A 22,956-nucleotide genomic window follows, 5' to 3' on the forward strand; every position below is an offset into this window, starting at 1 on the left:
AATGTAGTCTTGCTGCGTATGCGACCCGAGACCCCGAAGCTTCATATCCTGCAGCATCCGCTGACGCAGTGACCCGCTTGGGCTGGAGGTAATCGTAGTGTCCATGGTGAGTTCCTCTCAGTTGAAGGAACCTCACAATCTCACGGCGACTCGACCGCGCCCTACGCCCCGGAATTACGGCGCGACCCCACCCCAAGCGCCACTCCCGCAGAGCGGGTTCGTCCAAGTCCCAAAGCTGGTCGCTCCCCACACTCCTGTTCAGCCGTGGACGCAAGCTGAGGGATGGTAGAGAGGTCGCACAATCTTTCCTGAGACCACCCACATCCCCTCCATAAATAACAGACGCGTCTGTTATTTATAAAGTGCTGTCCTACAGCAATCGCTCTGCGGCATGATTCCTGAATGCCTCGCGAATCCTCCACAGCCCGCCACTTTGCGCCCCGCGCGGGCAGGGGTTTGCGGGGGGTGAGGGGGGTGACAGTTTTCGCTCAGGACTGTGTCAACCGTGTCAACTTCGTCCCGCTGCGGGGCGCAGAGCCTGGCTTGGGATGGGGGGCAAAAACCGGATGCCCAAACCAAATGGGGGCCGGCATTGCTGCCGGCCCCCACTGTCGCCGCTGCTGGCACTCTGGCTTTCCAGCGCCTGAGCTCACCGCGTCCTTCCGCCGTTCCCTGCCCTTCGGTTCCCGTCCTTTCGAACGGCCCGTTCTTTCGAACGATGCACCTCCGGTCCGCTTCGCCGTCCGGTCCCGCCTGCAAGCAGGCGCTTCCTTGTCCGCTCCGCCTTCAGTCCTGCGGCGTCCGCAGTTCCTGACCACATGGGCCTGGCAGTCGCTGGTGCCCGTACCGCATTCGGCGCGTTGCCGCGCGTCCTGCTGCTGCGAGCGTGTTTCCTTGCGCATTCTTCGGGCGCCGCTCCCTCCGGTCCGGCCTTGCGGCCTCGCCTTTGGACGGTGCTTCCCTCGGGAAGGCAAGGGCCCTTCCGCGCGTCCTGGCGTGCTGCCCCTCACTCCGCTTCCGCCGGCGCTTGCCCCCGGTCTTGCGACCATCGGCCTTGCCGCATCAGCCTTGCTTCGGGACGCCATTCCGGCCTCCGGAGCCGGTCTTTCCGGTCTGCACTCCGCCCTTTCCGATGCGCGCCTCAGCACGCCGAAACTGGTTTCATTACAGACTTTCCGGTCCAGCCCGATCGGAAAATTTCTGCCTTTCAATCAGTGCCTTGCGGCGCTTTTCTCAGGCTTCGTTTCCCTCTCGACAAGGCAGATGCTGCGCCTGAGAGGCGAGTCGCACAAGCAGCAAAATGCAAAGTTATCCACAGGCAGCCCAATGGCTGGTGGACAACTTCGCAAGCTGCGGAAACCGCTTTGTTTTCGTTTTGTGACGATTCGTACTGATCCCCATCCGCTCACCCTGAGCTTGTCGAAGGGTGCTGGCGCTGCGGTCGCGCCAGATGCTTCGACAAGCTCAGCATGAGCGGTAATGGGTTACGGCATTGGTGCTTATTGCCCCCGCTGCGCCAGCAATCTCAGCCGGAGCGCGTTAAGCTTGATAAAGCCCGCCGCGTCCTTCTGGTCGTAGGCACCGGCATCGTCCTCGAACGTCACGTGGCGTTCCGAATAGAGGCTGTCCGCCGACTTGCGGCCGACGACCGAGGCGTTGCCCTTGTAGAGCTTGAGGCGGACGGTGCCGTTAACCCGTGCCTGGCTGTGATCGATTGCAGCCTGCAGCATCTCGCGCTCCGGGCTGAACCAGAAGCCGTTGTAGATGAGCTCGGCGTACTTCGGCATCAACTCGTCCTTGAGGTGCGCGGCACCCCGGTCGAGCGTGATGCTCTCGATGCCGCGGTGCGCGCGGGCATAGATCTCGCCGCCCGGCGTCTCGTACATCCCGCGGCTCTTCATGCCGACGAAGCGGTTCTCGACCAGATCGAGCCGGCCGATGCCGTGCTTGCGGCCGAGATCGTTGAGCGCGGCAAGCAGCGTGGCGGGCGACATCGCCTCACCGTTGAGCGCGGTGCCGTCGCCGCGCTCGAAGTCGATGGTGATGTATTCCGGCACGTCCGGGGCATCTTCGGGATTGACGGTGCGGCTGTAGACGTAGTCCGGCGTCTCCTGCCACGGATCTTCCAGCACTTTGCCTTCGGACGAAGTGTGGAGGAGGTTCGCATCGGTCGAGAACGGGCTTTCGCCGCGCTTGTCCTTCGGCACGGGGATCTGGTGTTCCTCGGCCCAGGCGATCAACGCGGTGCGGCTGGTGAGATCCCACTCGCGCCACGGGGCGATGACCTTGATCCCCGGCTCCAGCGCATAGGCGGAGAGTTCGAAACGCACCTGATCGTTGCCCTTGCCGGTGGCGCCATGCGCTACGGCGTCCGCATCGGTTTCGCGCGCGATTTCGATCAGCCGCTTGGAGATGAGCGGGCGCGCGATCGAGGTGCCGAGGAGGTAGTCGCCTTCGTATCGGGCATTCGCGCGCATCATCGGGAAGACGAAATCGCGCACGAATTCCTCGCGCAGGTCGTCGATGTAGATGTGTTCGGGCTTCACGCCCATCAGCTCGGCCTTGGCGCGGGCGGGGGCGAGTTCTTCCCCCTGGCCCAGATCGGCAGTGAAGGTCACCACCTCGCAGCCATAGGTCACCTGCAGCCACTTGAGAATGACGCTGGTATCGAGACCGCCGGAGTAGGCAAGGACGACGCGCTTGATATCGGAGCGCTTGAGATCAGACATGGCAGCGAGATTCCCATAGGACTGGTGCAAGGAATGGCGCGGCGGCTAGCAGGGCCGCGCGCGCCATGCAACCTGTCGGCAGGCGGCCTCAGCCCTTGCGCGCGGCGCAGTAGCCCAGTTCGGTCTCGTGGATGTAGTCGCGCGTGAGCGGCAAGGCATCACGGTTGCGCACGATCTGGAGCTGAAAGTTGACCAGATCGGCATGTTCGAAGCCGGTTGCGGCGCCCGCGAGATAGAACTGCCACATGCGGAAGAAACGCCCGTCGTAGATGCGCGTGATCGTTTCTTCCTGCTCGGCGCAGCGCTTGTACCACTCGCGCAAGGTGAGCGCATAGTGGCGGCGCAGTATCTCGCAATCGGTGAGCATGAGCTTGCATGGCTCGATTGCCTTCACCGTCTCGCTCAGCGAGGGGATGTAGCCGCCGGGGAAGATATACTTGCGGGTGAAGTCGTCGGTGATGTTGGGCGGTCCGGCCCGGCCGATGGTGTGGAGCAGCATGACCCCGTCGAGGGCCAGCAGATCGTGGCACTTGCGGAAGAACGTTTCGTAGTTGGGCACGCCGACATGTTCGAACATGCCGACCGAGACGATCCGGTCGAACGGGCCCTGTTGGTCGCGGTAATCGGTGAGGCTGAAGGTGACCTTGTCGGCGACTCCCTCGCGCTCGGCCCAGGCCTTGGCGTAGCCGATCTGCTCCACGCTGAGCGAGATGCCGTGGATCGATGCGCCCGAGATCTTGTGCAGGTGCAGCGCGAGGCCCCCCCAGCCGCAGCCGATATCGAGCACGCGCATGCCGGGCTTGAGGTCCAGCTTGGCCGCGATGTGGTCCATCTTGGCGATCTGGGCTTGTTCGAGCGTGGTGACGCCCTCGTCCCAATAGGCGCAGGAATACTGGCGCGCGGGATCGAGGAACAAGTCGTAGAGCCGGTCGTCGAGATCGTAGTGATGCGCGACGTTGCGCTTCGAGGAGCGACGCTGGTTGATCTGGTCGAGCCGGCCGGTGATCGCCACGCGGGCCTTGTCGAACAGGTTCAGGTTGTCGAGATCACCGCCCTTTTCCCAAGGATTGTTGCGGCGGATGAAGCCGACGAAATCCAGGATATCGCCATTCTCGATCGTGACCCGCCCGTCCATGAAGCATTCGGCCATGCCAAGGCTGGGATTGCGCGCGATGGCGCCGGGCACGCGCGCGTCATGGAGCTTCAGGCCGAGATCGGGCCAGCCCTGGGCCGCCGTGCCATAGTGGCGCTGGCGGCCCGAGGCCTCGGTCAAGGTCAGCGTTCCGTGCTTCACCAGACGGCGCAGCGCGGCATCAAGCAAAATCATGGACATCGGGCGACCTCATAGAGCGGTTAACCAGTAAATCGACCTATGGCCCGCCGTGGCTCCATGGGCAAGCCATGCAGCGCACAAGAGCGATGCATTAGCGGCAGCGCGAACCGCTCCGTTCGATCTCGCGGCCGAGCAGGGCACCGCCCGCAGCGCCCAGCAGGGTGCCGAGGGTGCGATCGCCGCGCGTATCGATCGTGCGACCGACGAGAGCACCGCCGACAGCGCCGATGACAAGGCCGGTCGTGCCATTGCTGCGCTTGCAATAGTAGCGTCCGTCGCGGCCGCGCCAGACGCGGTCGCGGCTGGTGAGGGGGCGCGGCTCGGCGTAGCGGCCATACCGATCGTACTCGGCGTTGTGAGCGCGGCGGCCATGGGCCGGTGCCCACGACGGCGGATCAGCCAGCGCGGGGGCTGCGCTCAGGGTCGTTGCGGCGAGGGCTGCGGCGATGATGAACCTGTTCATGAATGAGCATCCTTCTGATGTTTCGTAGCGTGACGGACCATGTGTCTGAAGCTTGTGCGCATCATGCCCAACCGAAGATGAACGCCGCTCCAAAGGCGATGAGGTGAGGGCGAGGCGCGACGAGGCGCTGGTCTGGATCAAACAACTTTCCTACACGAACCATATGGGTTATTTTCTAGTCGTCTTCCCTGCCTGTCTGGAGAAAAAACCATGCCCAATCCGCCCGTGACCTTTCCTGCGATGTTCACCCCCGCCAATGCCGTCGCCTTCGCCAATGCCGATGGGACGGCACAGACCGTCAGTGCCGATGCGCCGCTGCCCGTCGCACTTTCTGGCAGTGTGGGGACGCAAGCCGTGAGCGCGGTCAGCCTCCCGCTGCCGACCGGCGCTGCGACGGCCGCGAACCAGTCTGCGACGAACGCTGCACTCGGCACGCTTTCCGCGCAGCTGCCGGCCACGCTGGGCCAGAAGACCATGGCGCAAAGCCTGCCGGTGACTCTGGCCAGCGATACGTCCGCTCTGGGCGTGACGGTGGGGAACTTCCCCGCGACCCAGACGGTGACCGCAACCAGCCTGCCACTGCCGGCCGGTGCAGCGACCGCTGCCAACCAGACTTCGGGCAACACTTCGCTCGCTGCGATCTCCGGGCAGCTTCCCGCCAGCCTGGGGCCCAAGCCTTCTTCTGCAAGCCTTTCCGTGGGGCTGGCCAGCGATCTTGCCAATATCGAGCCCGGCGCAGCAGCGATCACCGGCACCACGATGCCCGCCGGCGGCACGGGCATTACCGGCTGGCTTTCGGCAATCTACCGTTCGTGCAGCGAGGGTGCGACGTTGGCAGGCAGCGTGACGTCAGCCGCTGTGGTGGTCTCGACCAGCAACAACCTTTGTATGGGCGGCTCTTTCCAGGTGACCAACGCCGGCACGACTTGCACGATCACATACGAGCAATCGAATGATGGCACCAACTGGGTCACGCTGCCGGTCGTCTCTGCGGCGGCTGCCAACGCGGCACCTGCTACTACATCGACAGCTGCCGGAATCTATACCTACGTCTCCTCGGCTGCATTCGTCCGCGCGCGCGTATCCACCTACACGAGCGGGACTGTTGCGGTCGTGCTCAGCCAAAAGCAGCAGGTCGCCCCGTCTAGCGGCGTTTCACTCGCGGCTGGCGCTTCGGGCATTGGCAGCGTTTCGGTGACGGGCACGACGACGATCACCGGAAGCGTCAACCTCGGGAACGGGTTTACCGACAGCACGGCCGCGCTGGGCGCTTCGGCCACGTTCACGGGGACGGGCCGTGCCAACAGCGCAGGCCAGTTCGCCTTCTTCAATGCGACCGCGTTTGCCGATCAGGCCGGTACGCTGTTCATCGACCAGTCGCTCGATACCGGTACGAGCTATCAGGCGATCGCGAGCCAGGCCGTCGCGGCGGGTAGCGGCGCCAACATCTCGGTGCGGATGTGCGGCGCGGTTGGCACAGCGACGATGTACCGCGTCCGTTATGTCAACGGTGCGGGCGCGCAGACGACCTTCCGGCTTTCGAGCAGCTTCTCGGCAAGCTGAGGAGTCTCTGTCTGTTTCAGCCTGGTTGAAACAGAGGCGGCACCGGCCCGCTTCGCCGCCCGGCCACCCACGAGAGTACTCTGAATGGGTGGCCGGGTGGGGGAGTGGGCCGGTGCCGCCTTCCGCGTGAGCGGAACAGATCAGCCGAGCGCGGCCTGCTTTTCTTCAAGAAGCCGGTCGACCTCGGCGCGGGACTTGCGTTCGGCCGCGGTTTTGAGCTGCCCGCAGGCAGCATCGATATCGCGGCCGCGCGGGGTGCGCACGGGGGCGGAAATGCCGGCGTTGAAGACGATCTCGGCAAAGCGCTTGATGCGCTCGGGCGTCGAACATTCATATGGCGCGCCGGGCCAGGGATTGAACGGGATAAGGTTGACCTTGGCGGGCAGACCATACTGACGCAGCAGACGGACAAGCTCGTGCGCGTCGCTGTCGCGGTCGTTCTTGTCCTTCAGCATCACATATTCGAAGGTGATCCGCCGGGCATTGGATGCGCCGGGATAGTCGGCGCAGGCCTGCAGCAGTTCCTCGATCCCGTACTTGCGGTTGATCGGCACGATCTCGTCGCGCACGTCCTTTGTCACTGCATGGAGCGAGACCGCGAGGTTTACGCCGATTTCCTCACCCGCGCGGGCCATCATCGGTACGACACCGCTGGTCGAAAGCGTGATGCGGCGCTTGGAAAGGGCAAGGCCGTCGCCGTCCATCACCACCTTGAGTGCATCGCGGACGTGGTCGAAGTTGTAGAGCGGTTCGCCCATACCCATCATGACGATGTTGGTGAGCAGGCGGCCGTCCGGCGTATAGTCGGTGCCCTCGTCATCCTCGGCATCATCGAAATCGGGCGCGGCCATTGAACCGCGCGGCCATTCGCCCAGCACATCGCGCGCGAGCATGACCTGGCCGACGATCTCCCCCGGCGTGAGATTGCGCACGAGCCGCATGGTGCCGGTGTGGCAGAAGCGGCAGTTGAGCGTGCAGCCGACCTGGCTCGAGACGCAGAGCGTGCCGCGCGTGGCATCGGGGATGAACACCATCTCGAAATCGTGATTGTCTGCCGTGCGCAGCAGCCACTTGCGCGTGCCGTCGTTCGAGACTTGCGCCTCGACCACTTCGGGCCGACCGATCACAAAGCGTTCGGCCAGCCACGGGCGCATGGTTTTGGCGATATCGGTCATCGCGTCGAAGCCGGTTACGCCGCGATGATAGAGCCAATGGAACACCTGCTTGGCGCGCAGCTTGGCGGCCTTGGCATCGAGCCCGGCATCAAGGAACAGCGCGGCGATCTGCGTGCGGCTCAGGCCGATCAGGTCCACGCGCCCGTCGGCACGCGGGGTGACCTCGCGGGGGACAGGTACGGGATCGAAATGTCCCGGGATCGACATTGGCGAGATTTGGGGCTCAATCTGCATCGCGCGCCTATAGGGGCAAGCGCGCGCCCGTGCAAATTGGGGTTAGTTCTGGGCGCAGCCGAGCAAGGCGGCGTCCATGGCGGAGGCCGCACCGGCGAGGGTGTAGGTGTCCGTAAACGTGCGGCCGGTGTCGCTGCGGGCTGTCACGCTCATGCTTGAGGCGGAGCGCATGGCAGCAACGATGGCGGCGTCCATGCGCTGGTCGGCGGCCCATGCATCCGCCGCGCCCGCGACGAGCGCGAAGCGCTGGCCGCCAACCGAGAGCGTGACCGTGGCGCCGGGGCCAATCTTGCGCGAGAGACGAACGTGAACTTCGCCGCGCGCGCCGCGACGGGGCCAATTGCCGACCGTGAAATAAGGCTGCATCTCGTTCACACGGCCCTCGACCTTGTCGGCCATGGCGATCGCATAGCAGCGCGGCACGCCGGCATCGGAGAAGGCGCCCCAGCTGTTCCAGATGCCGAGGCTGTCGCGCGCCATGGCGGGGGCCGCGACGAGCAGCGCGGCGGCAACAAGGGCGCGCTTCATGGATCGACCAGATCGAGATAGGTGACAACATCGTTGTCGGTCGCGATGAAGAGATCGGCCTGGATCTCGTCCGGCTGCTGCGCGGCGAGGGCGAGGGCTTCGGCCAGCGTGCCGTAGAGCAGCGTCTGCGCCGCGCCGCCTTCGGGGCCGTCGCTCAGGTGATAGAGCCGGACGCTGGTGCTTTCGCTGGTGGACCGCATCAGTCGTGGCCTTCGCGCTTGGCGCCGTCCAGCAGGCGAGCGGCGCGTGTCGCTTCGGCGCGAGTCGCCTCGCGCTCGGCGCGGGTGCGCCCGTGGGCGGCGCGGTTGGTGGCGGCTTCGGCCTCCTTGCTGCGGCGCGCGGCGGCCTTGCGGGCGAGGCGGAGGTTCACGATCTCGCCCATCAGGCGTGCTCGCTGCCCCGCTCGGAACCGAACAGCACGGTTTCGCAGCCGTTTTCGAGCAGCGCGATCGAGCCCTGCACGAGCGAGGGGGCGATGGGCGCGCCGAGATCGGGGTGGACCTGATAGCCCGCCATCATCCCGCGCAGCACGCGGCTGGATATGCCGTGCATGACGACGATGTGATCGCCCGGCGCATCGCCGACTTCCGCGAGCCAGTTGGCGAGGCGGGCGGCGATCATCGGGTAATCCTCGCCATCGGGGGCGGGGCGCAGCAGGTGATCGGCGATGACGATGGGGCCGATCTCGGCCTCGACGTCATCATAGAGCCGGCCGCACCACGAGCCCATGTCGATCTCCTTGAGATCGTGGGTGCGGCGGGCGGCGAACCAATCGAGCCCCAGCACATCGGCGATCATCGCCATGGTTTGCAGCGCGCGGCCGGTTTCCGAAACATGGAGCGTCACGGCAGGACGATCCCCCAGCACGCCCCGCAGCGCGACGCCCATGGCCAGCGCCTGTTCGACTCCGAGCCGGGAGAGCGGGGTGTGGATGTGGTTCGCCTGAAGGCGGCGCGCGGCGTTGTAGACCGTCTCGCCGTGGCGCATGATGAAGAAGCGGGGGCTGGACATGGCGGCGGTGATAGCGGCTGATGCGGAGGATGGCGAGGGGGGGCGGCGGGCGAAGGCATCGCCAACGGTGCCCTGATCACGCTGCGCCTGTGCGTGAGTGCCCGCTCGCGCCGCAGAAGCGCGGGCCGAAGGGGAAAGCGCGTCCGGATCAGGATGCTGGCGGGAAAGGCCTGTCACCGGCGGGATAAACCTGCCATGTTGAGGCATCCTCTGACAAGATCGGCGCACTCCCTTGATATCGACACCCGTTCTCGTGGCCGCTGGCGGCGCGATTGCTCTTGGCGCCGTGGGCGGGCTGATGACGCCGATCGGACCGTGGTATGCAAACCTCAGGAAGCCCCGCCTGCAGCCGCCGAATTGGCTGTTCGGCCCGGCGTGGACGGTGATTCTGGGGCTCGCGGCGTGGTCTGCGGCAACCGCCTGGAGCGCTGCGGCTGATGATGCGGCGCGCACCAGCGTGGTGATCCTGTTTGGCGTGAATGCGCTGTGCCACCTGTTGTGGAGCCCGCTGTTCTTCAAGCTGCGGCGGCCGGATTGGGCGCTGATCGAGGTGGTGTTCCTCTGGGCCTCGCTGGTCGCGCTCGTGGTCGGGCTGTGGCCGATTTCGCCCTTCGCGGCGAAGCTGATCCTGCCTTATCTGGCCTGGGTGAGCTTTGCGGCTTGGCTGAACTGGGCGATTGTGCGGCTGAACGCGCCGTTTCGCTAGTTGCCCCTCCGACCCGCTGCGCGGGCCACCTCCCCATTTGTGCTTCGCAAAAATGGGGAGGACCTGACTAGTTGGGCGGCCCATTTGCGTTTCGCAAAAATGGGGCGGACCTTAGGCGGCGGGATAGCTGATCGCGATCACTTCCCATTCTTTCTCGCCGCCGGGCAGCATGACCTTGCGCAGGTCTCCCACCTTGGCGCCGCGCAGGGCGCGGGCGATGGGGGCGCTCCAGCCGATGCGGCGGGCGGTGGCGTCCTGCTCGTCATCGCCGACAAGCGCAAGGGTCATGCGGATGTCGTCCTCATCCGCGAGTTCGACGGTCGCGCCGAACAGGACGCGGGTCTGGTCTGGCTGGCGGGCGGGATCGATCACGCGTGCGGCCTTCATCCGCTTGGCGAGGAAGTTCAATTCGCGGTCGATCTCGCGCATGCGCTTGCGGCCATAGAGGTAATCGCCGTTTTCCGAGCGATCGCCGTTGCCCGCAGCCCAGCTGACAACCTCGACGATGGCGGGTCGTTCGGTGCCGAGCAAATGGTCATAGCGCGCGCGCAGCGCGGCCATGCCGGCGGGGGTGATCGGATTGCCATCTACTTGCATTGATTGCGCTCTAGCCGGGGATGGCCCTGCATGGAAGGTTGCCCCCTTGCGGGCGCGCGCCTAGGGCGGGGCAGACTGCTTCTGACGAGGATATCATGGCAAAGACGATCGCGCTGACACTGACCGAAGACGAACTCGAGATCCTCGTGGATGCGCTCGAGGCGGACCTTGAAGGCTACGGAGAGGCTGTCGAAGAAGCCCGCGCCGACAACAACAAGGAAGACGTGGAGACGTTCAAGCTGGCGGCGCTGAACATCCAGAAGCTGCTGGCGCGGCTGCAGGACATGCTGCCGGAGTGACAGGCGAGGCCGGAAGGCCCACCCCCGACCCCTCCCGCATGCGGGAGGGGAATCAACCCGGCGTCGGCTTGCCGAGGAAGTGGCTGAGCGGATTGGCGCCGGTGTAGCTGGCCTTGTCCGGGTACATCGCTTCGTAGACAACGGCGTTTTCCATCACGCGCTGGACGTAGTTGCGCGTTTCGGAAAGCGGGATGCGCTCGATCCAGTCGATCCAGCCGATACCCCCAGCACTCTGCCCGATTCTGGGATCACCATTGGCGCGCAGCCACTTGTTCACATTGCCCGCGCCCGCGTTGTAGGCCGCGACGGCGAGTGGATAGCTGCCGTTGTAGTAATCCAGCAGGCGCTGGAAATAGGCGCCGCCGACTTGCAGGTTGAAACCCGCATCATCGATCAGCGCTGAACTGGAATAGGACAGGCCTAGCTTGCCGGCCTGTTCGTTGGCCGTGGCGGGCATGAGCTGCATGAGGCCGCGCGCGCCGGCGTGGCTGACGGCGTTCTGCGCAAACTGGCTTTCCTGCCGGGCGATGGCGTGGATCATCGTCCATGCATGTTCGTAGCCCTGCGGGACGGGGATCACCGGGAAGGCGATGTGCTGGAAATCGAGGTAGCCGCGCGCCGCGGCGGCCTGCCCGACGATAACGCCAAGATCGCGGCGGCCCAGTTCGCGCGCGAGATCGGCGACGAGAACGTGCTGGCCCTTGCTCTGCTGCTGGTTGCTGATCTCGCGGAAGAAGCGGACGGTGGTGCGCCAGTCCGCATCGCGCGCGGCTTCGCGCACGGCCTGCGTGAGCAGCGCCGCGTTGAAGCGGGCGCGCTCATCCGGCGTGGGCTGGACATCGGCTTCGGCGGCAAAGCGCGGGACCGGGCGGCCGAGCCGTTCGAGCGCGAGGAGGCCGTAGAACTGGTCCCCATAGGCGGCGGCCATTTCAAAGTAGCGCTGCGCCTCGCTCGCCTGCCCGGCCTGCGCGGCGGCAAGGCCGGCCCAGTAGAAGCCCTTGGAGCGCGTGCCCGGCGTGCGGGCTGCCGAACCATAGCGCCAGAACAGCGGCGCAGCATCCTTGCCATTGCCGAGCTGCCGCAGCGCCTGCTGGCCGCCGAGCCACATCAGCGAGGTATAGTCGTCGCGCAGATCGTAGGGCATCTGGCTGACGTCTTCGCCTTGCGCAAAAGCATCGTCGATCCCGGCGGCGATGCGCCAGGCCGTCCGCGCATCGCCCGCCGAAGCCGCGCTGCGTGCATTGGCAAGGAGTTCGTCCACCCACTTGTCGCGGCTGAGCGGCGGGCGGGCGAGCAGGGGCCGATTGGCGATCAGCGCCTGCGCGGCGGCGCCATTGCCCTGCCGGCGCAGCTGGCGGGCGCGGGAATAGAGGAAGCCGGGGTCCGAATTGAGCACATCCGTGCCCGTGCCATCGGCGGCTGCGTAGGGATCAAGGCCGATGAGCGTGGCGAGGCGAGCGGCAAAGAGCCCGCGCCGGGCGGGGCTGACCCGCGCGGTCTGGCGCGCGGCGGGGGAGGGGTTTCCCGCCCAGAGCAGCGCGTCCATCCGCGCGTCCTCGTCGTCTGGCAGGAAGGTTCCGCCCCAGCCAGCGAGGATGGCCACTTCCGCTGCGTCGCTCATCGCGCCGCCGCGCCAGGCTGCGCGGGCCATGGCATCGGCTTCGGGGCGGCCGAGCGCCTTCAGGGCAAGGGCATATTGCGCGCGGGCTGGATTGGTGAGCGGGGGCACGCGATCAAAGAAGGCGACCACGGTGCTGGCATCGGCCGATTGGCGATCAAGCGCGGCTTCGGCGGCGCGGCGCAGCTTCTCTTCCTCGGGAAAGCCGCGGTAGCTGAGGATGAAGCCGGAATAATCACTGAACGCGAAGCGATCGGAGCTGGTCAGCATCTGCCAACGGCTGATCGCCTGCGCCATCGGGCCTTGCCCTTGGGCGATGAGCTTGGCGCGCGCGGCGTCCCACGCGGTGGCGCCGGTATCCACATCGCTGGCATGGCAGGCTGCCGAAGCGGCAAGCGCGGGGAGCAATGCACCGCCCAGCAGCAGCTTTCGCAGCGTAACACTCATCTCCATGCTGGACATTCCGGCTTTCGTCTTCCTATCAGGCGCGTGCAACGGTGGTGAATTGACGCGCCGCGCAGACGCCTTGTGGCGCAGATCGAAGGGTAAAGTCCATGTTTTCCGGCTCCATTCCGGCTTTGGTGACACCTTTTCGCGGCGGGGTGTTCGACGAGAAAGCGTTTCGCCAGCTGGTCGATTGGCAGATCGAGAACGGCTCTTCCGCGCTGGTTCCCTGCGGCACGACGGGCGAAGCCTCGACGCTTTCGAATGCCGAGCACCACCGTGTGATCGAGGTCTGCGTGGAGCAGGCGGCGGGCCGGGTTCCGATCATTGCCGGCTGCGGTAGCAACGACACGATGAACGCACACTTGCACATGACGTTCTCGCGCAAGAGCGGTGCCAAGGCCGCGCTTTGCGTCGCGCCCTACTACAACCGGCCGAGCCAGGCGGGGCTGCTGGCGCATTTCGGCTATCTGGCCGAGCACAGCGATCTCCCGATCATCCTCTACAATGTGCCGGGCCGAACGGTGACCGATATCCTGCCCGAAACGGTGTGCGAACTGGCGCGCCGCTATCCGGACAAGATCGTGGGGATCAAGGACGCGAGCGGCGACCTTTCGCGCGTGACCGATCACCGCATGGGCATCGGCAAGCATTTCTGCCAGCTTTCCGGTGATGACGAACTGGCGCTGCCCGCCAATGCGGCGGGTGCGGTGGGCTGCATTTCAGTGACGGCGAACGTTGCCCCGCGCCTCTGCGCCGATTTCCAGGCGGCCTGCGCGGCGGGCGATTTCGAGAAGGCGCGCGAGATCAACGACCTGCTCTATCCGCTGCACTACGCGATGTTCGAAGATGCCTCGCCGGGGCCGGTGAAGTATGCGCTGAGCCGGGTGCATGATTACATCACCGAGGATCTGCGTTTGCCGCTGGTGCCATGCAGCGACAAGGCCCGCGCCGAAGTGGACGCGGCCTTGAAGCATGCGGGGTTGATCTGACCAGCGCTGGCGCGGGCGGAAGTACAGTCTACCCAAACCACCCCGCTCATGCTGAGCCTGTCGAAGCATCATGCGCGACCGTGGTGCGAGCACCCTTCGACAAGCTCAGGGTGAGCGGGGATTGGTAAGGGAGGTGTCGTTCTACCCAATCACATATGCCGGTAGATCGCGCGTTCGTGTGAGAACGCTTTGAAGCCGAAGTAGCCGTGATAGCTGCCCGATCCGCTGGCGTTGACGCCGCCGAAGGGCAGGTGGTTTTCAAGGTAGTGCGAGAACACGCCGTTGATGGTCATGCCGCCCGATGAGGTGCGGCCGATGACCTTCTCGATGTTCGCCTCGTCATCCGAGTAGACGTAGAGTGCAAGCGGCTTGTCGCGCGCGGCGATGTAATCGATGGCCTGATCGATCATCTCGTAATTCATCACCGGCAGGACGGGCGCGAAGATTTCTTCCTGCAGGATCTTCATTTGCGGGGTGACGCCGGTCAGCAGGGTGGGGTGAATGGTGAGGTCGCTCTCGTCCATCGTGCCGCCGACGGCGACAGTCGCGCCCTGTGCCACGGCATCATCGAACAGTGCTTTCACGCGGTTGAAGTTCGCCTGATTGACGATCTGGGCGATGCTTGCCTTCTTGATCGCGCCGGTTTCGTCATAGAGGTTCTTGGTGACGTTGGTCTTGAAGCCTTCGACCAGCTGCGCCTGCTGCTCTTCCCGCACGAAGACGTAGTCCGGGCTGATGCAGGCCTGCCCGCCGTTGAACTGCTTGGCATTGGCGAGTTGCGCCGCGACCTTGTCGATATCCGCGCCGGAATCGAGGATCACGGGCGATTTGCCGCCGAGTTCGAGCGTGACGCTGGCGAGGTGCCTGGCGGCGGCGGCCATGACGATCTTGCCGACGCGGGTGCTGCCGGTGAAGAAGATATGGTTGAACGGCAGCTCGAGCAGCGCCGTGGCGACGCTGACATCGCCTTCGACGAGCGCGACTTCGCTTTCATCGAACGCTTCGGCGATGATCTTGGCGGCGACTTTGGCGGTGGCGGGGCAAAGGTCGGTGAGTTTGACCACGGCGGTGTTGCCCGCGGCAATCGCAGCAGCAAGTGGCCCGAGCGCGAGGCCGAGCGGGAAGTTCCACGGCCCCAGAATCAGGCAGACGCCGCGCGCTTCATAGCGGATCTGCGCGCGGTCAGCGGGATTGAGCGAGGGGGTGACTTCGGTCGGCGCCATCCACGCATCGAGATTGTCGATGTTGCGCTGGATATTGGCGGTGACGTTGAGCACCTCGGTGACGCGGATCTCGCCCTCGGGCTTACGCGTATCTTCGAGCACGGCGGCGACAATGGCATCGGCATTGGCCTCTACCGCGGCCTTGAGGCCAGCGAGCTTGGCCTTGCGCGTCTCGGCGCTGGAGGCCTTCACGTTCCACTGGTTCGCCTGCTGGAGTTCGAAGATGCGGTGGAGATCGGCTGCGGTCGGGTTGGTCATGGGTTGGTTTTGCCTGCGCTTGCTGTGGCCTTAGCGGCCGGGTTTAAGGTCCCGGATGCTGTAACCCGGCCGCGCGGTCAATGTAAGGTGACCTAACGGATCGCTCTGTGCAACTTTGTGGGGAGACGGGGTGACGAGGTGGCGGGGCGCCGATCCTGGGCTCTGCCCATGAATGTCGCCGTAAAGGTTTGAAACAACCTTAGGTTCATCTGGCCGGGTGCATCTGGGGATCGTCGCGGTCCACGCTGTAGCGCTGCTGCGGATTTCCAAGGTGGCGCATCACCACAAAGGGTATTACCATGAAAAGATCTATCTTGTCGGCAGCCATCTGCATGACTGTTCTGGGCGCCGGCCTATCGACCGAAGCGCAAGCGCGCCACCATCGTAATCATCATCGCCAGTATTCACAGAATCGCGATCCGCGTACCGACCACGGCAATTGCTTGCGTTTCAACAAGACCACCGGCACGGTCGCCGGCGCGGTTGGCGGCGGCTTGCTGGGCAGGGCCATTTTTGGCGGAACCGGCGGTACGCTGGGCGGCGCGGCCGTGGGGGGCTTGGCCGGGCATGAACTGGCCAACAATCGCCGCAAACGCTGCTGATCGGGCTTGATCCCAATACAGGTCGACTGCGCTGGTTTGTCCTCGGACAGACCGGCGCAGTCGTGACTATAGCGGGTTACAGCCGCCCAACCCACCTAGCTCATCGACCAGCCATGGCTCGCCACGAGCGACTGGCCCGTCAGCGCGTTGCTCGGGAACGCTGCGAAGAACAGCGCGAGTTCGGCGATGTCTTCCACGGTGGTGAACTCGCCGTCGACCGTCTGGCCGAGCATGACTTTCTTGACGACTTCGTCCTCGCTGATGCCCAGTTCCTTGGCCTGTTCGGGGATCTGCTTGTCCACCAGGGGCGTCCGCACGAAGCCGGGGCAGATCACGTTGGTGCGCACGCCTTTGGGGCCGCCTTCCTTGGCAATGGTGCGGCACAGGCCGAGGAGGCCGTGCTTGGCGGTGACGTAGGCGCTCTTGAGCGGGCTCGCCTCCTTCGAATGGACCGAGCCCATGAACAGGATCGCGCCCGAACCCTGCTTGTACATATGCGGGATCACCGCCTTGCTGGTGAGGAACGCGCCGTCGAGGTGGATGGCGAGCATCTTCTTCCAATCGGCAAAGGCGAAGGATTCGATCGGATTGACGATCTGGATGCCCGCGTTGGAGACGAGAACATCGACCGTGCCCCATGCGGCGACCACAGCGGCGACGCCGGCGTTGACCTGTTCCTCGCTGGTCACGTCCATCGCGACGGCCATGGCGGCGCCAGCATGTTCGGCATTGATCGCATCGGCGGCGGCCTGTGCGGCCTCCAGCTTCAGATCGGCGATGGCGACTTTGGCCCCCGCGGCGGCGTAGCGCTTGGCGATGGCGAGGCCAATGCCGCTGGCGGCGCCCGTCACGATGGCGATCTTGTTTTCAAGGTTCATGAAGGTTGGCTCCGGTTTGGCAGATTCAGACGAGATCGAGCGTAACGATCCCGCGGTCGGGTAAGTTCCGGTTCTTCCAGCGCGGACTGGCGAACGAGCGGCTGGCATCGCGGCGGCCGGCATTCCAGTGGTCGGTCACCGTCGCGCGTGAGAATTCATAGTCCTTGCCCTGCGATTCGTAGTCCTCGGCGCGGTTGATGAGGTGCAGGATCGTCACCGGATCATCGCAGGCCTGGCTGAGCAGCGCGGCCAGATCGGGGTCGCCCTGGAGTTCATCCGGCAAGCGCGCGGCGAGGCGCGAGGCGGCAGCGGCCATCGCCTCAAGCCGGACCTGCAGATCGGTGCCGAGCCGGGTGCGGCTGGAAAAGCGGATGTCCTTCTCGCGCTGGACTGCCTCTCCCAGCGAGCGCGGCATCATGCCCCGCGCGCTGAACAGATCGACCTGGAAGACGAGCAGCGGTGCGCCGCTGCCGCGGGTATCGAGCACATATTGCAGCGGGGTGTTGGAAACGATGCCGCCGTCCCAATAAGGCTCGCCATCGATCATCACGGCAGGAAAGCCGGGCGGCAGCGCGCCGCTCGCCATGATATGCTCCGGCCCGATCAGCCGCTCGCGGTTGTCGAAATAAGTGAAATTGCCCGAGAGCACGTTCACCGCGCCCACGCTGAAGCGCATCGGGCCAGTGTTGAGCAGATCGAAATCGACGAGTTCGAGCAAGGTTTTGCGCAAGGGGGCGGTATCATAGAGGCTGGTCGCCTCGGGTGAGCCGGGGAGGGCGAGCCACGGCGGTGTCGTGCGCGGCTCGAAGAAGCCGGGGATTCCGGTCATCGCGATCACGCCGGCAGCGCCTTCGTTGAACAGGCGGCGGCCCCAGCCATCGGCAAAGGGCGAGGGGAAGGGCACGCGCGAGGAGGCACGGTCCCAGAACGTGCGCAGGGCTTCGAGACGGCGTTCCGGCGGATTACCGGCGATGAGCGCGGCATTGACCGCGCCAATGGAGATTCCCGCAACCCACGCTGGTTCGTGGCCGGCTGCCGCCAGCGCCTCGAACACTCCGGCCTGGTACGCACCGAGCGCGCCGCCGCCCTGGAGCACGAGCACGGAGGCTTCGCTTGTCGTTGCTGTTGGAGGAGGGGTGTTCTTGCCGGCCATGCCGCTTGATCCTTGCCGCGCCAAGATTGCGCGCGTGTTGCGTCTTTCCTGCCCCCAAGTCTGTTGTGCACCGCAGCGAGCGCTTGGCAAGGGCTGATCGGCGCACGCTCCCTTTTCTTTCAGCCATGAGGGGCCTACATGGCCATGACCATGGTCCGTCCCACTCCGCCCGCCTTCGACAAGAAGAAGATCGTCGCCGAAAACCGCCGCGCGCGCTTCGAGTACTTCATCGAGGACGTCTACGAGGCGGGCATCGCGCTGACTGGCACCGAGGTGAAATCGCTACGCTTCGGCGAAGGCTCGATCGCGGAGAGCTATGCCGAGGTGAAGGACGGCGAGGTCTGGCTGGTCAACTCCAACGTGCCCGAATTCAGCCACGGCAACCGCTACAACCACGAGCCCAAGCGGCCGCGCAAGCTGCTGCTGAAAGAGCGCGAGATCGCCCGATTTACCGGCGCGGTGGAACGCAAGGGCATGACGCTGGTGCCGCTTTCGGTCTATTTCAACGGCAGAGGCCGCGCCAAAGTCGAACTCGCGCTCGCCAAAGGCAAGAACAATGCGGACAAGCGCGCAACGATCAAGGACCGCGACTGGCAGCGTGACAAGGCGCGCATCATGCGCGAACATGGCTGATGGCGCGTTCGCATGGGGATGATCGCGGCAGGATGAAGGGCGGGTTTTCCGGCTTTGCGCGGCGATTGATCCCGACGCGCGAAACGCTCGTGCAAAGCCGCTTCGTCCGACCGCTGGCGGCTCGGCCCGAACTGTGGCGCTACAACCGCCGTTCGGTGCCGCGCGGGATTGCGGTGGGGCTGTTTGTCGGCATTTTCGCGATGATACCGGGCGTGCAGATTGTCGGCGCAGCGCTGATGTGCGTGCCGTTTCGTGGCAATGTACCGCTCGCGGCCGGGGCGACGCTGCTCTCGAACCCGGCAACGACGCCGATGATCCTGCTTGGCGCGTTGTGGCTGGGCAGCTTTCTGGGCCTCGATGCCGATCTGGCGACCTTTCAGTCGCTGATCGACCGGGGCGCAGGCCTGGGTGAGTGGGCCGCGTGGCTGGTTTCCTCCGCCGCACCGGCGCTTTTGCTGGGGCTCCTGTCCATCGCGGTGGTTTCTGCCGTGATCGGCTACGGCGCATCGATCGTGATCTGGCGCTGGTGGACCGCGCGGCGGCGGCGCATGCGGCTGAATCGCGGGCTTGCCGGAGCCCCCCGGGCATGAGCGTGACGACCCTGACCGCAGACTCTGCCAGTTCCGGCCCATCGCGCTGGCGCGAGCGAGTGACGGTGGCGTTCGCGGTCCTGGCCAGCGCGCTTCTGCTGTGGCTGGCATCGGGGCAGGCGGTGGCGGCACTGGCCTACGGGCTCGGTGTGGGCTGCCTTGCGATCGCCCTGAGCTTTGCGACCCGCCCGCGCGAAGCGGCGGAGGTGAGCGACTTTGCGCCTCCCGACTGGTCCGTAACCCACGCCGCGATCGAGCGCGGAGAGGAAGCGACCTCGATCATCGACCGCGCCGGACGGCTGACCTGCGCCAACGCGCGCTTTGCCGAATGCTTCGGCATCGGCGCGGCGCCCCCGCGGCTGGGGCTGGAAGGCGCGCAGAACGAAGCGCTGGAAAACGCCGCGCGCGCCGCCTGGCGCGACGGCCGGGCCATGCTGGAACCGGTCACCGCCAGCGGGCGCGAATGGCGGCTGGAGATCGAGCGGGCGGGACGCGGGCAGGACTTCCTGATCTGGCGTTTTGCTCCCGTGGTGCGCCGCGATCCGCTGCAGGATGTGATCGGCCACGTGCGCGGCAAGGTGGGCAAGGCGCTCGCGCGCGAGGGCATTCAGATCGCCGCCGTGGCGCCGGACGGGCAGATTCACGCAGCCAACGCCCTCTTCGCGCTGCGCGCGACGGGCGAGGCCGAGGCGGATGTCGCGGGCACCGATTTCGTCGGCTATTTCAGCGCTGACGAGCAGGAACGCATCTTCTATGCACGCGAAGGCAATCGCGGGGCTTCGGTGCGCATGCTTCATGTGCCGATTGCCGACCCCGAGGCCGTGGCCGCGAGCGCGATGGCGGCCGATCCGGCGCAGACAGCTTCGCTGTTCCTCCTCATCGACAACCAGGGCGGCGTGGGCGACACTCGCACCGGCATCCCGCAGATCGAGGCACTGCTCGCGCGGCTGCCGCTGGGCCTTGCGATGACTGACCGCGACGGGCGGTTCCTGTTTGCCAACAAGGCCTTCCTGCGCGCGGCCGGGCATGACGAGAGCGGCCCGCCGCCCTATCCCTCGGACCTCGTGATCCGCGAGGACAAGGGGGCCCTGGCCGATGCGGTGCGCCGCTTTGCGCAAGGGTCCGGCGGTGCGGGCGATGTTGCGGTGCGGCTGCGCAGTGCGCCGGAGGATCCGGTATCGCTCAGCCTTGCCGGGGTGCGCGGGCTGGGTGAGGGCGCGGTGATCCTTAGCCTCAAGGATTCATCCGAAGAGACCCGCCTCAAACGCGAGATCGCGCAGGCGACCAAGATGCAGGCGGTGGGCCAGCTGGCGGGCGGCGTCGCGCATGATTTCAACAACGTGCTGACCGCGATCATCGGCTACTGCGATCTCATGCTGATGCGCCATACGCCGGGCGACAGCGACTATGACGATATCCAGCAGATCCGCGCCAATTCGAACCGTGCGGCAAGCCTCACGCGCCAATTGCTAGCCTTCTCGCGCCAGCAGACGCTGCGCCCCGAGGTGCTGCAACTGCCGGATGTGGTCGCGGAAGTCTCCACGCTGCTCAAGCGTCTGTTGGGCGAAAAGATACTTCTCGAGGTCACGCACGATCGGGGCCTCGGCCTCGTCCGCGCGGACCCGGTGCAGCTTGAGCAGGTGCTCCTCAACCTCGCGGTCAATGCGCGAGATGCCATGACCGGCAACGGCGCGCCAGGTGGCATTCCGGCAACCAAGGGCGGCGGCGTGCTGCGGCTCAAGACGAAGAAGGTGACCGCCGCCGACGTGCGCGCGATGAAGAGCGAAATCCTCCCCATCGGCGACTATACCGCGCTGATCGTGGAGGACACCGGTCACGGTATTCCACCCGCGCAGATCGGCAAGATCTTCGAGCCGTTCTTCACCACCAAGGAGAAGGGCAAGGGCACCGGGCTCGGCCTTTCGACAGTCTACGGTATCGTCAAGCAATCGGGCGGCTTCATCTTTGCCGATAGCGAAGTGGGCAGGGGGACGCGCTTCTCGATCTATCTGCCTGTCCACGTGCCCGATGCGGCAGATGTGGCCGAAGCGGCGGCAGCCGCCACGGCGGCCAGGCTGCCGGCACCGCGCAAGCAATGGTCGGGCGGCGGGCGCGTGCTGCTGGTCGAGGACGAGGACACCGTGCGCGCCGTGGCCGAACGCGCGCTGGTGCGGCAGGGTTATGAAGTGACGACAGCCAGCGACGGCGAGGACGGCCTCGAAGCGCTGGGCCGCATGATCGCGGCGGGCGAGGAATTCGATCTCGTTCTCTCGGACGTGGTGATGCCGAGCATGGACGGCCCCGCCATGGCGCGCGAAATCCGGGCGTTGCGGCCCGAACTGCCGGTGTTGTTCATGTCGGGCTATGCCGAGGAGCAACTGCGGCGCGAGATCGACATTCCCAACATGTATTTCCTCGCCAAGCCGTTCAGCGTGGCGCAGATCTGCACGGCGGTGGAAGATGTGTTGAAGGCGCGCTGAGGCGGATCAGGGCGCCGCGTCGAACGTCGGGATCGGCTGGTCCTTCCACGCTTTCGCCACCACCGCGAGATTGTTGGCGTGGGCATCGCGATAGGGCCACCACAGGCTGACATCGCCGCGCTTGATTGCATCGCCGACGAAGCTGACGAGCGACTGCTTCTGGAAATCGGCGTCATGCGAATGCTCGACCAGTGCGCGGATATAGGCGCGCGTCGCATCGATCAGGCCGATGCCATAGCCGCCAGCCGCGATCACCGCCGGATTGCCGTGGTTGGGCAGGATCTTCGTGAAGCCCCAGCCGCGCATTGCGCCCAGCGCCTTGTATTGCTGCGGGATCGATTGTGGTTCGGCGATGAAGGTGGCGGTGTCTTCCAGCGTATCACCGGCAAGGAGCAGCTTATCGTCCGGCAGTTCGATCACGAGACCATCGGCGGAGTGGATCGCAACGGGGTGGAGTTCGGCCCGCACACTGCCGATCATCAGCGTCACCACGCTGCCTGGCGCGATCCCGATGTTGGGCAGGATCAGCGGGCGGATCGCCGGGGGGCCTTCCTCGGTGCCGGACTCGATCGCGGCGCGCTTTTCGGTCAGTTTCATCCGGGTCGCGTCGGTCGCGAAGCGCATGCTGTCGGCATAGACCGTGTTGCCGCCGATGTGATCGAGGTGCCAGTGGCTGGTGGCGAGGATAAAGCGGCGCACCCCGGCCTTGGTAAGCCAATCGCGCACCCACTTCGCTGAAGCGGGATCGGTGAAGGTATCGTAGACCAGCGCGGTGTCGCCATCATGGACCGCGTAAGTCGCGACACCGACGAAGATCGCGCCGAGATCGGGCCACTGGCGGGGGCCGGGCGGGACCGAGGCTTCGTCCGGCCGCCCCTGGTAGAACGCGGTCAGGTGATCGTTGATCGGAATGGCGCGGACGGCATGGGCGGCGTCCTCAGCGGCAGCTGGAGCGGCGAGCGCAAGGCTTGATGCGGCAAGTGCGAAGGATGCCAAGGACTTCATTGAATCTTCCCCGCCAGGCGGCCCCACCGCCAGTTGTGCAATGCAGCAGAGCTTAATGCCGGTCTGCGGCCTGTCAATCTGGCCTGCATCGCAGGCGAGGCATCTCACGATCCGATGGCCCCGCCTTGCCGCGCCGGGCGGGAATCAGGTCGGGGCCACTCCGAATCGGGCCGCTCCGATAAATTTTTGCTCCGTTTCTGCAGAAATTGGGTGTTAACCCCGGTGGAATCAAAGGCGCCGGTGGAAATTCCTGAGGATTATCTGCATTGTACAGCGCGTTACCGCCAATCTTGCGCGGAATTTCGTTCCCCCCTTGTTCCATTAGAACAAACTGGGTACAAGGCTGGTGTTGACGGTTCATGTCAGCCATCTCTAGCAAGGGGAAGCAAGCCATGGCGGCGCAGTTGAAGCTTATCCAGGAAGGCAAAGACAAGGACATGGA

Annotated in this window: 25 protein-coding genes; 9 read left to right on the forward strand and 16 right to left on the reverse strand. The window is 65.4% G+C overall.

Going from position 1 to position 22,956, the window contains the following annotated elements:
• Positions 1–996: 996 nt before the first annotated feature.
• Positions 997–1,473 (forward strand): hypothetical protein, encoded by a 477-nt coding sequence (locus Q0071_RS09425; protein WP_298167955.1) that lies wholly within the window; start codon positions 997–999, stop codon positions 1,471–1,473.
• A gap of 26 nt (positions 1,474–1,499) precedes the next feature.
• On the opposite strand, the gene Q0071_RS09430 is transcribed toward Q0071_RS09425, so the two are convergent.
• The 3 genes from Q0071_RS09430 to Q0071_RS09440 all read right to left on the reverse strand — a co-directional run bounded on the left by Q0071_RS09430 (position 1,500) and on the right by Q0071_RS09440 (position 4,525).
• On the reverse strand, positions 1,500–2,729 hold the full coding sequence (locus Q0071_RS09430) for an argininosuccinate synthase (protein ID WP_298167957.1): 1,230 nt from the start codon (positions 2,727–2,729) through the stop codon (positions 1,500–1,502).
• Positions 2,730–2,817: 88 nt separating this feature from the next.
• On the reverse strand, positions 2,818–4,056 hold the full coding sequence (locus Q0071_RS09435) for a cyclopropane-fatty-acyl-phospholipid synthase family protein (protein ID WP_298168022.1): 1,239 nt from the start codon (positions 4,054–4,056) through the stop codon (positions 2,818–2,820).
• Positions 4,057–4,153: 97 nt separating this feature from the next.
• Entirely contained in the window at positions 4,154–4,525 is a 372-nt protein-coding gene (locus tag Q0071_RS09440) for a glycine zipper 2TM domain-containing protein (protein ID WP_298167960.1), read from the reverse strand.
• A 210-nt stretch (positions 4,526–4,735) separates the two neighbouring features.
• Between Q0071_RS09440 and Q0071_RS09445 the strand changes: the two genes are divergently transcribed.
• Complete coding sequence (locus Q0071_RS09445; protein ID WP_298167963.1) at positions 4,736–6,088, forward strand: hypothetical protein; 1,353 nt, start codon at positions 4,736–4,738, stop codon at positions 6,086–6,088.
• 140 nt (positions 6,089–6,228) lie between these two features.
• Here Q0071_RS09445 and rlmN read toward each other — a convergent pair whose 3' ends face one another.
• The 5 genes from rlmN to Q0071_RS09470 all read right to left on the reverse strand — a co-directional run bounded on the left by rlmN (position 6,229) and on the right by Q0071_RS09470 (position 9,036).
• Positions 6,229–7,470 (reverse strand): 23S rRNA (adenine(2503)-C(2))-methyltransferase RlmN, encoded by a 1,242-nt coding sequence (rlmN, locus tag Q0071_RS09450; RefSeq protein ID WP_298167966.1) that lies wholly within the window; start codon positions 7,468–7,470, stop codon positions 6,229–6,231.
• A 69-nt stretch (positions 7,471–7,539) separates the two neighbouring features.
• On the reverse strand, positions 7,540–8,025 hold the full coding sequence (locus Q0071_RS09455) for an invasion associated locus B family protein (RefSeq protein ID WP_298167970.1): 486 nt from the start codon (positions 8,023–8,025) through the stop codon (positions 7,540–7,542).
• Positions 8,022–8,225, reverse strand: a complete 204-nt coding sequence (locus Q0071_RS09460; protein ID WP_298167973.1) for a hypothetical protein — start codon at positions 8,223–8,225, stop codon at positions 8,022–8,024. The genes Q0071_RS09455 and Q0071_RS09460 overlap by 4 nt, the downstream gene beginning before the upstream one ends.
• On the reverse strand, positions 8,225–8,407 hold the full coding sequence (locus Q0071_RS09465) for a DUF4169 family protein (protein ID WP_298167976.1): 183 nt from the start codon (positions 8,405–8,407) through the stop codon (positions 8,225–8,227). Before Q0071_RS09465 ends, Q0071_RS09460 begins: the two co-directional genes overlap by 1 nt.
• Positions 8,407–9,036, reverse strand: coding sequence for a phosphoglycerate mutase family protein (locus Q0071_RS09470; protein ID WP_298167979.1), 630 nt, complete (start codon positions 9,034–9,036; stop codon positions 8,407–8,409). Before Q0071_RS09470 ends, Q0071_RS09465 begins: the two co-directional genes overlap by 1 nt.
• A gap of 232 nt (positions 9,037–9,268) precedes the next feature.
• Between Q0071_RS09470 and Q0071_RS09475 the strand changes: the two genes are divergently transcribed.
• A complete protein-coding gene (locus tag Q0071_RS09475; RefSeq protein ID WP_298167982.1) occupies positions 9,269–9,742 on the forward strand; it encodes a TspO/MBR family protein in 474 nt (157 codons plus the stop codon).
• 111 nt (positions 9,743–9,853) lie between these two features.
• On the opposite strand, the gene Q0071_RS09480 is transcribed toward Q0071_RS09475, so the two are convergent.
• Complete coding sequence (locus Q0071_RS09480; RefSeq protein WP_298167985.1) at positions 9,854–10,339, reverse strand: GreA/GreB family elongation factor; 486 nt, start codon at positions 10,337–10,339, stop codon at positions 9,854–9,856.
• 95 nt (positions 10,340–10,434) lie between these two features.
• On the opposite strand from Q0071_RS09480, the gene Q0071_RS09485 reads away from it, so the two are divergent.
• On the forward strand, positions 10,435–10,638 hold the full coding sequence (locus tag Q0071_RS09485) for a hypothetical protein (RefSeq protein WP_298167988.1): 204 nt from the start codon (positions 10,435–10,437) through the stop codon (positions 10,636–10,638).
• Between the two features lie 52 nt (positions 10,639–10,690).
• On the opposite strand, the gene Q0071_RS09490 is transcribed toward Q0071_RS09485, so the two are convergent.
• Positions 10,691–12,709 carry a lytic transglycosylase domain-containing protein gene (locus Q0071_RS09490; protein ID WP_298167991.1) on the reverse strand — a complete coding sequence of 673 codons (2,019 nt, stop codon included), beginning with the start codon at positions 12,707–12,709 and terminating at the stop codon, positions 10,691–10,693.
• Positions 12,710–12,810: 101 nt separating this feature from the next.
• Between Q0071_RS09490 and dapA the strand changes: the two genes are divergently transcribed.
• Entirely contained in the window at positions 12,811–13,692 is an 882-nt protein-coding gene (dapA, locus tag Q0071_RS09495) for a 4-hydroxy-tetrahydrodipicolinate synthase (protein WP_298167994.1), read from the forward strand.
• A 149-nt stretch (positions 13,693–13,841) separates the two neighbouring features.
• Here dapA and Q0071_RS09500 read toward each other — a convergent pair whose 3' ends face one another.
• On the reverse strand, positions 13,842–15,173 hold the full coding sequence (locus tag Q0071_RS09500; protein ID WP_298167997.1) for an aldehyde dehydrogenase family protein: 1,332 nt from the start codon (positions 15,171–15,173) through the stop codon (positions 13,842–13,844).
• Between the two features lie 205 nt (positions 15,174–15,378).
• The gene (locus Q0071_RS09505; RefSeq protein WP_298168000.1) at positions 15,379–15,507 is read right to left on the reverse strand and encodes a hypothetical protein; all 129 of its coding nucleotides are present in this window, start codon (positions 15,505–15,507) and stop codon (positions 15,379–15,381) included.
• On the opposite strand from Q0071_RS09505, the gene Q0071_RS09510 reads away from it, so the two are divergent.
• A complete protein-coding gene (locus tag Q0071_RS09510; protein WP_298168003.1) occupies positions 15,506–15,775 on the forward strand; it encodes a glycine zipper 2TM domain-containing protein in 270 nt (89 codons plus the stop codon). The two genes, Q0071_RS09505 and Q0071_RS09510, sit on opposite strands and share 2 nt — an antisense overlap.
• 95 nt (positions 15,776–15,870) lie before the next feature.
• Here the strand turns inward: Q0071_RS09510 and Q0071_RS09515 are convergent, their stop codons facing one another.
• Positions 15,871–16,653 carry a 3-hydroxybutyrate dehydrogenase gene (locus Q0071_RS09515; protein ID WP_298168006.1) on the reverse strand — a complete coding sequence of 261 codons (783 nt, stop codon included), beginning with the start codon at positions 16,651–16,653 and terminating at the stop codon, positions 15,871–15,873.
• Positions 16,654–16,678: 25 nt separating this feature from the next.
• Positions 16,679–17,806 carry a patatin-like phospholipase family protein gene (locus Q0071_RS09520; protein ID WP_298168011.1) on the reverse strand — a complete coding sequence of 376 codons (1,128 nt, stop codon included), beginning with the start codon at positions 17,804–17,806 and terminating at the stop codon, positions 16,679–16,681.
• Positions 17,807–17,956: 150 nt separating this feature from the next.
• On the opposite strand from Q0071_RS09520, the gene smpB reads away from it, so the two are divergent.
• From smpB to Q0071_RS09535, 3 genes are read left to right on the forward strand one after another with little or no spacing between them, the layout of a single operon-like run.
• On the forward strand, positions 17,957–18,439 hold the full coding sequence (gene smpB, locus Q0071_RS09525) for an SsrA-binding protein SmpB (RefSeq protein ID WP_067909775.1): 483 nt from the start codon (positions 17,957–17,959) through the stop codon (positions 18,437–18,439).
• Positions 18,439–19,029 (forward strand): DUF2062 domain-containing protein, encoded by a 591-nt coding sequence (locus Q0071_RS09530; RefSeq protein ID WP_366886323.1) that lies wholly within the window; start codon positions 18,439–18,441, stop codon positions 19,027–19,029. The genes smpB and Q0071_RS09530 overlap by 1 nt, the downstream gene beginning before the upstream one ends.
• Complete coding sequence (locus Q0071_RS09535) at positions 19,026–21,509, forward strand: ATP-binding protein (RefSeq protein ID WP_298168013.1); 2,484 nt, start codon at positions 19,026–19,028, stop codon at positions 21,507–21,509. Before Q0071_RS09530 ends, Q0071_RS09535 begins: the two co-directional genes overlap by 4 nt.
• Positions 21,510–21,515: 6 nt before the next feature.
• On the opposite strand, the gene Q0071_RS09540 is transcribed toward Q0071_RS09535, so the two are convergent.
• Complete coding sequence (locus Q0071_RS09540; protein WP_298168016.1) at positions 21,516–22,514, reverse strand: MBL fold metallo-hydrolase; 999 nt, start codon at positions 22,512–22,514, stop codon at positions 21,516–21,518.
• Between the two features lie 73 nt (positions 22,515–22,587).
• On the reverse strand, positions 22,588–22,956 hold a 369-nt coding region (locus tag Q0071_RS09545; protein ID WP_298168019.1), incomplete at its 5' end, for a hypothetical protein.

It is taken from the genome of Novosphingobium sp., from assembly GCF_027486195.1.
In the GTDB taxonomy this organism is placed as follows: domain Bacteria; phylum Pseudomonadota; class Alphaproteobacteria; order Sphingomonadales; family Sphingomonadaceae; genus Novosphingobium.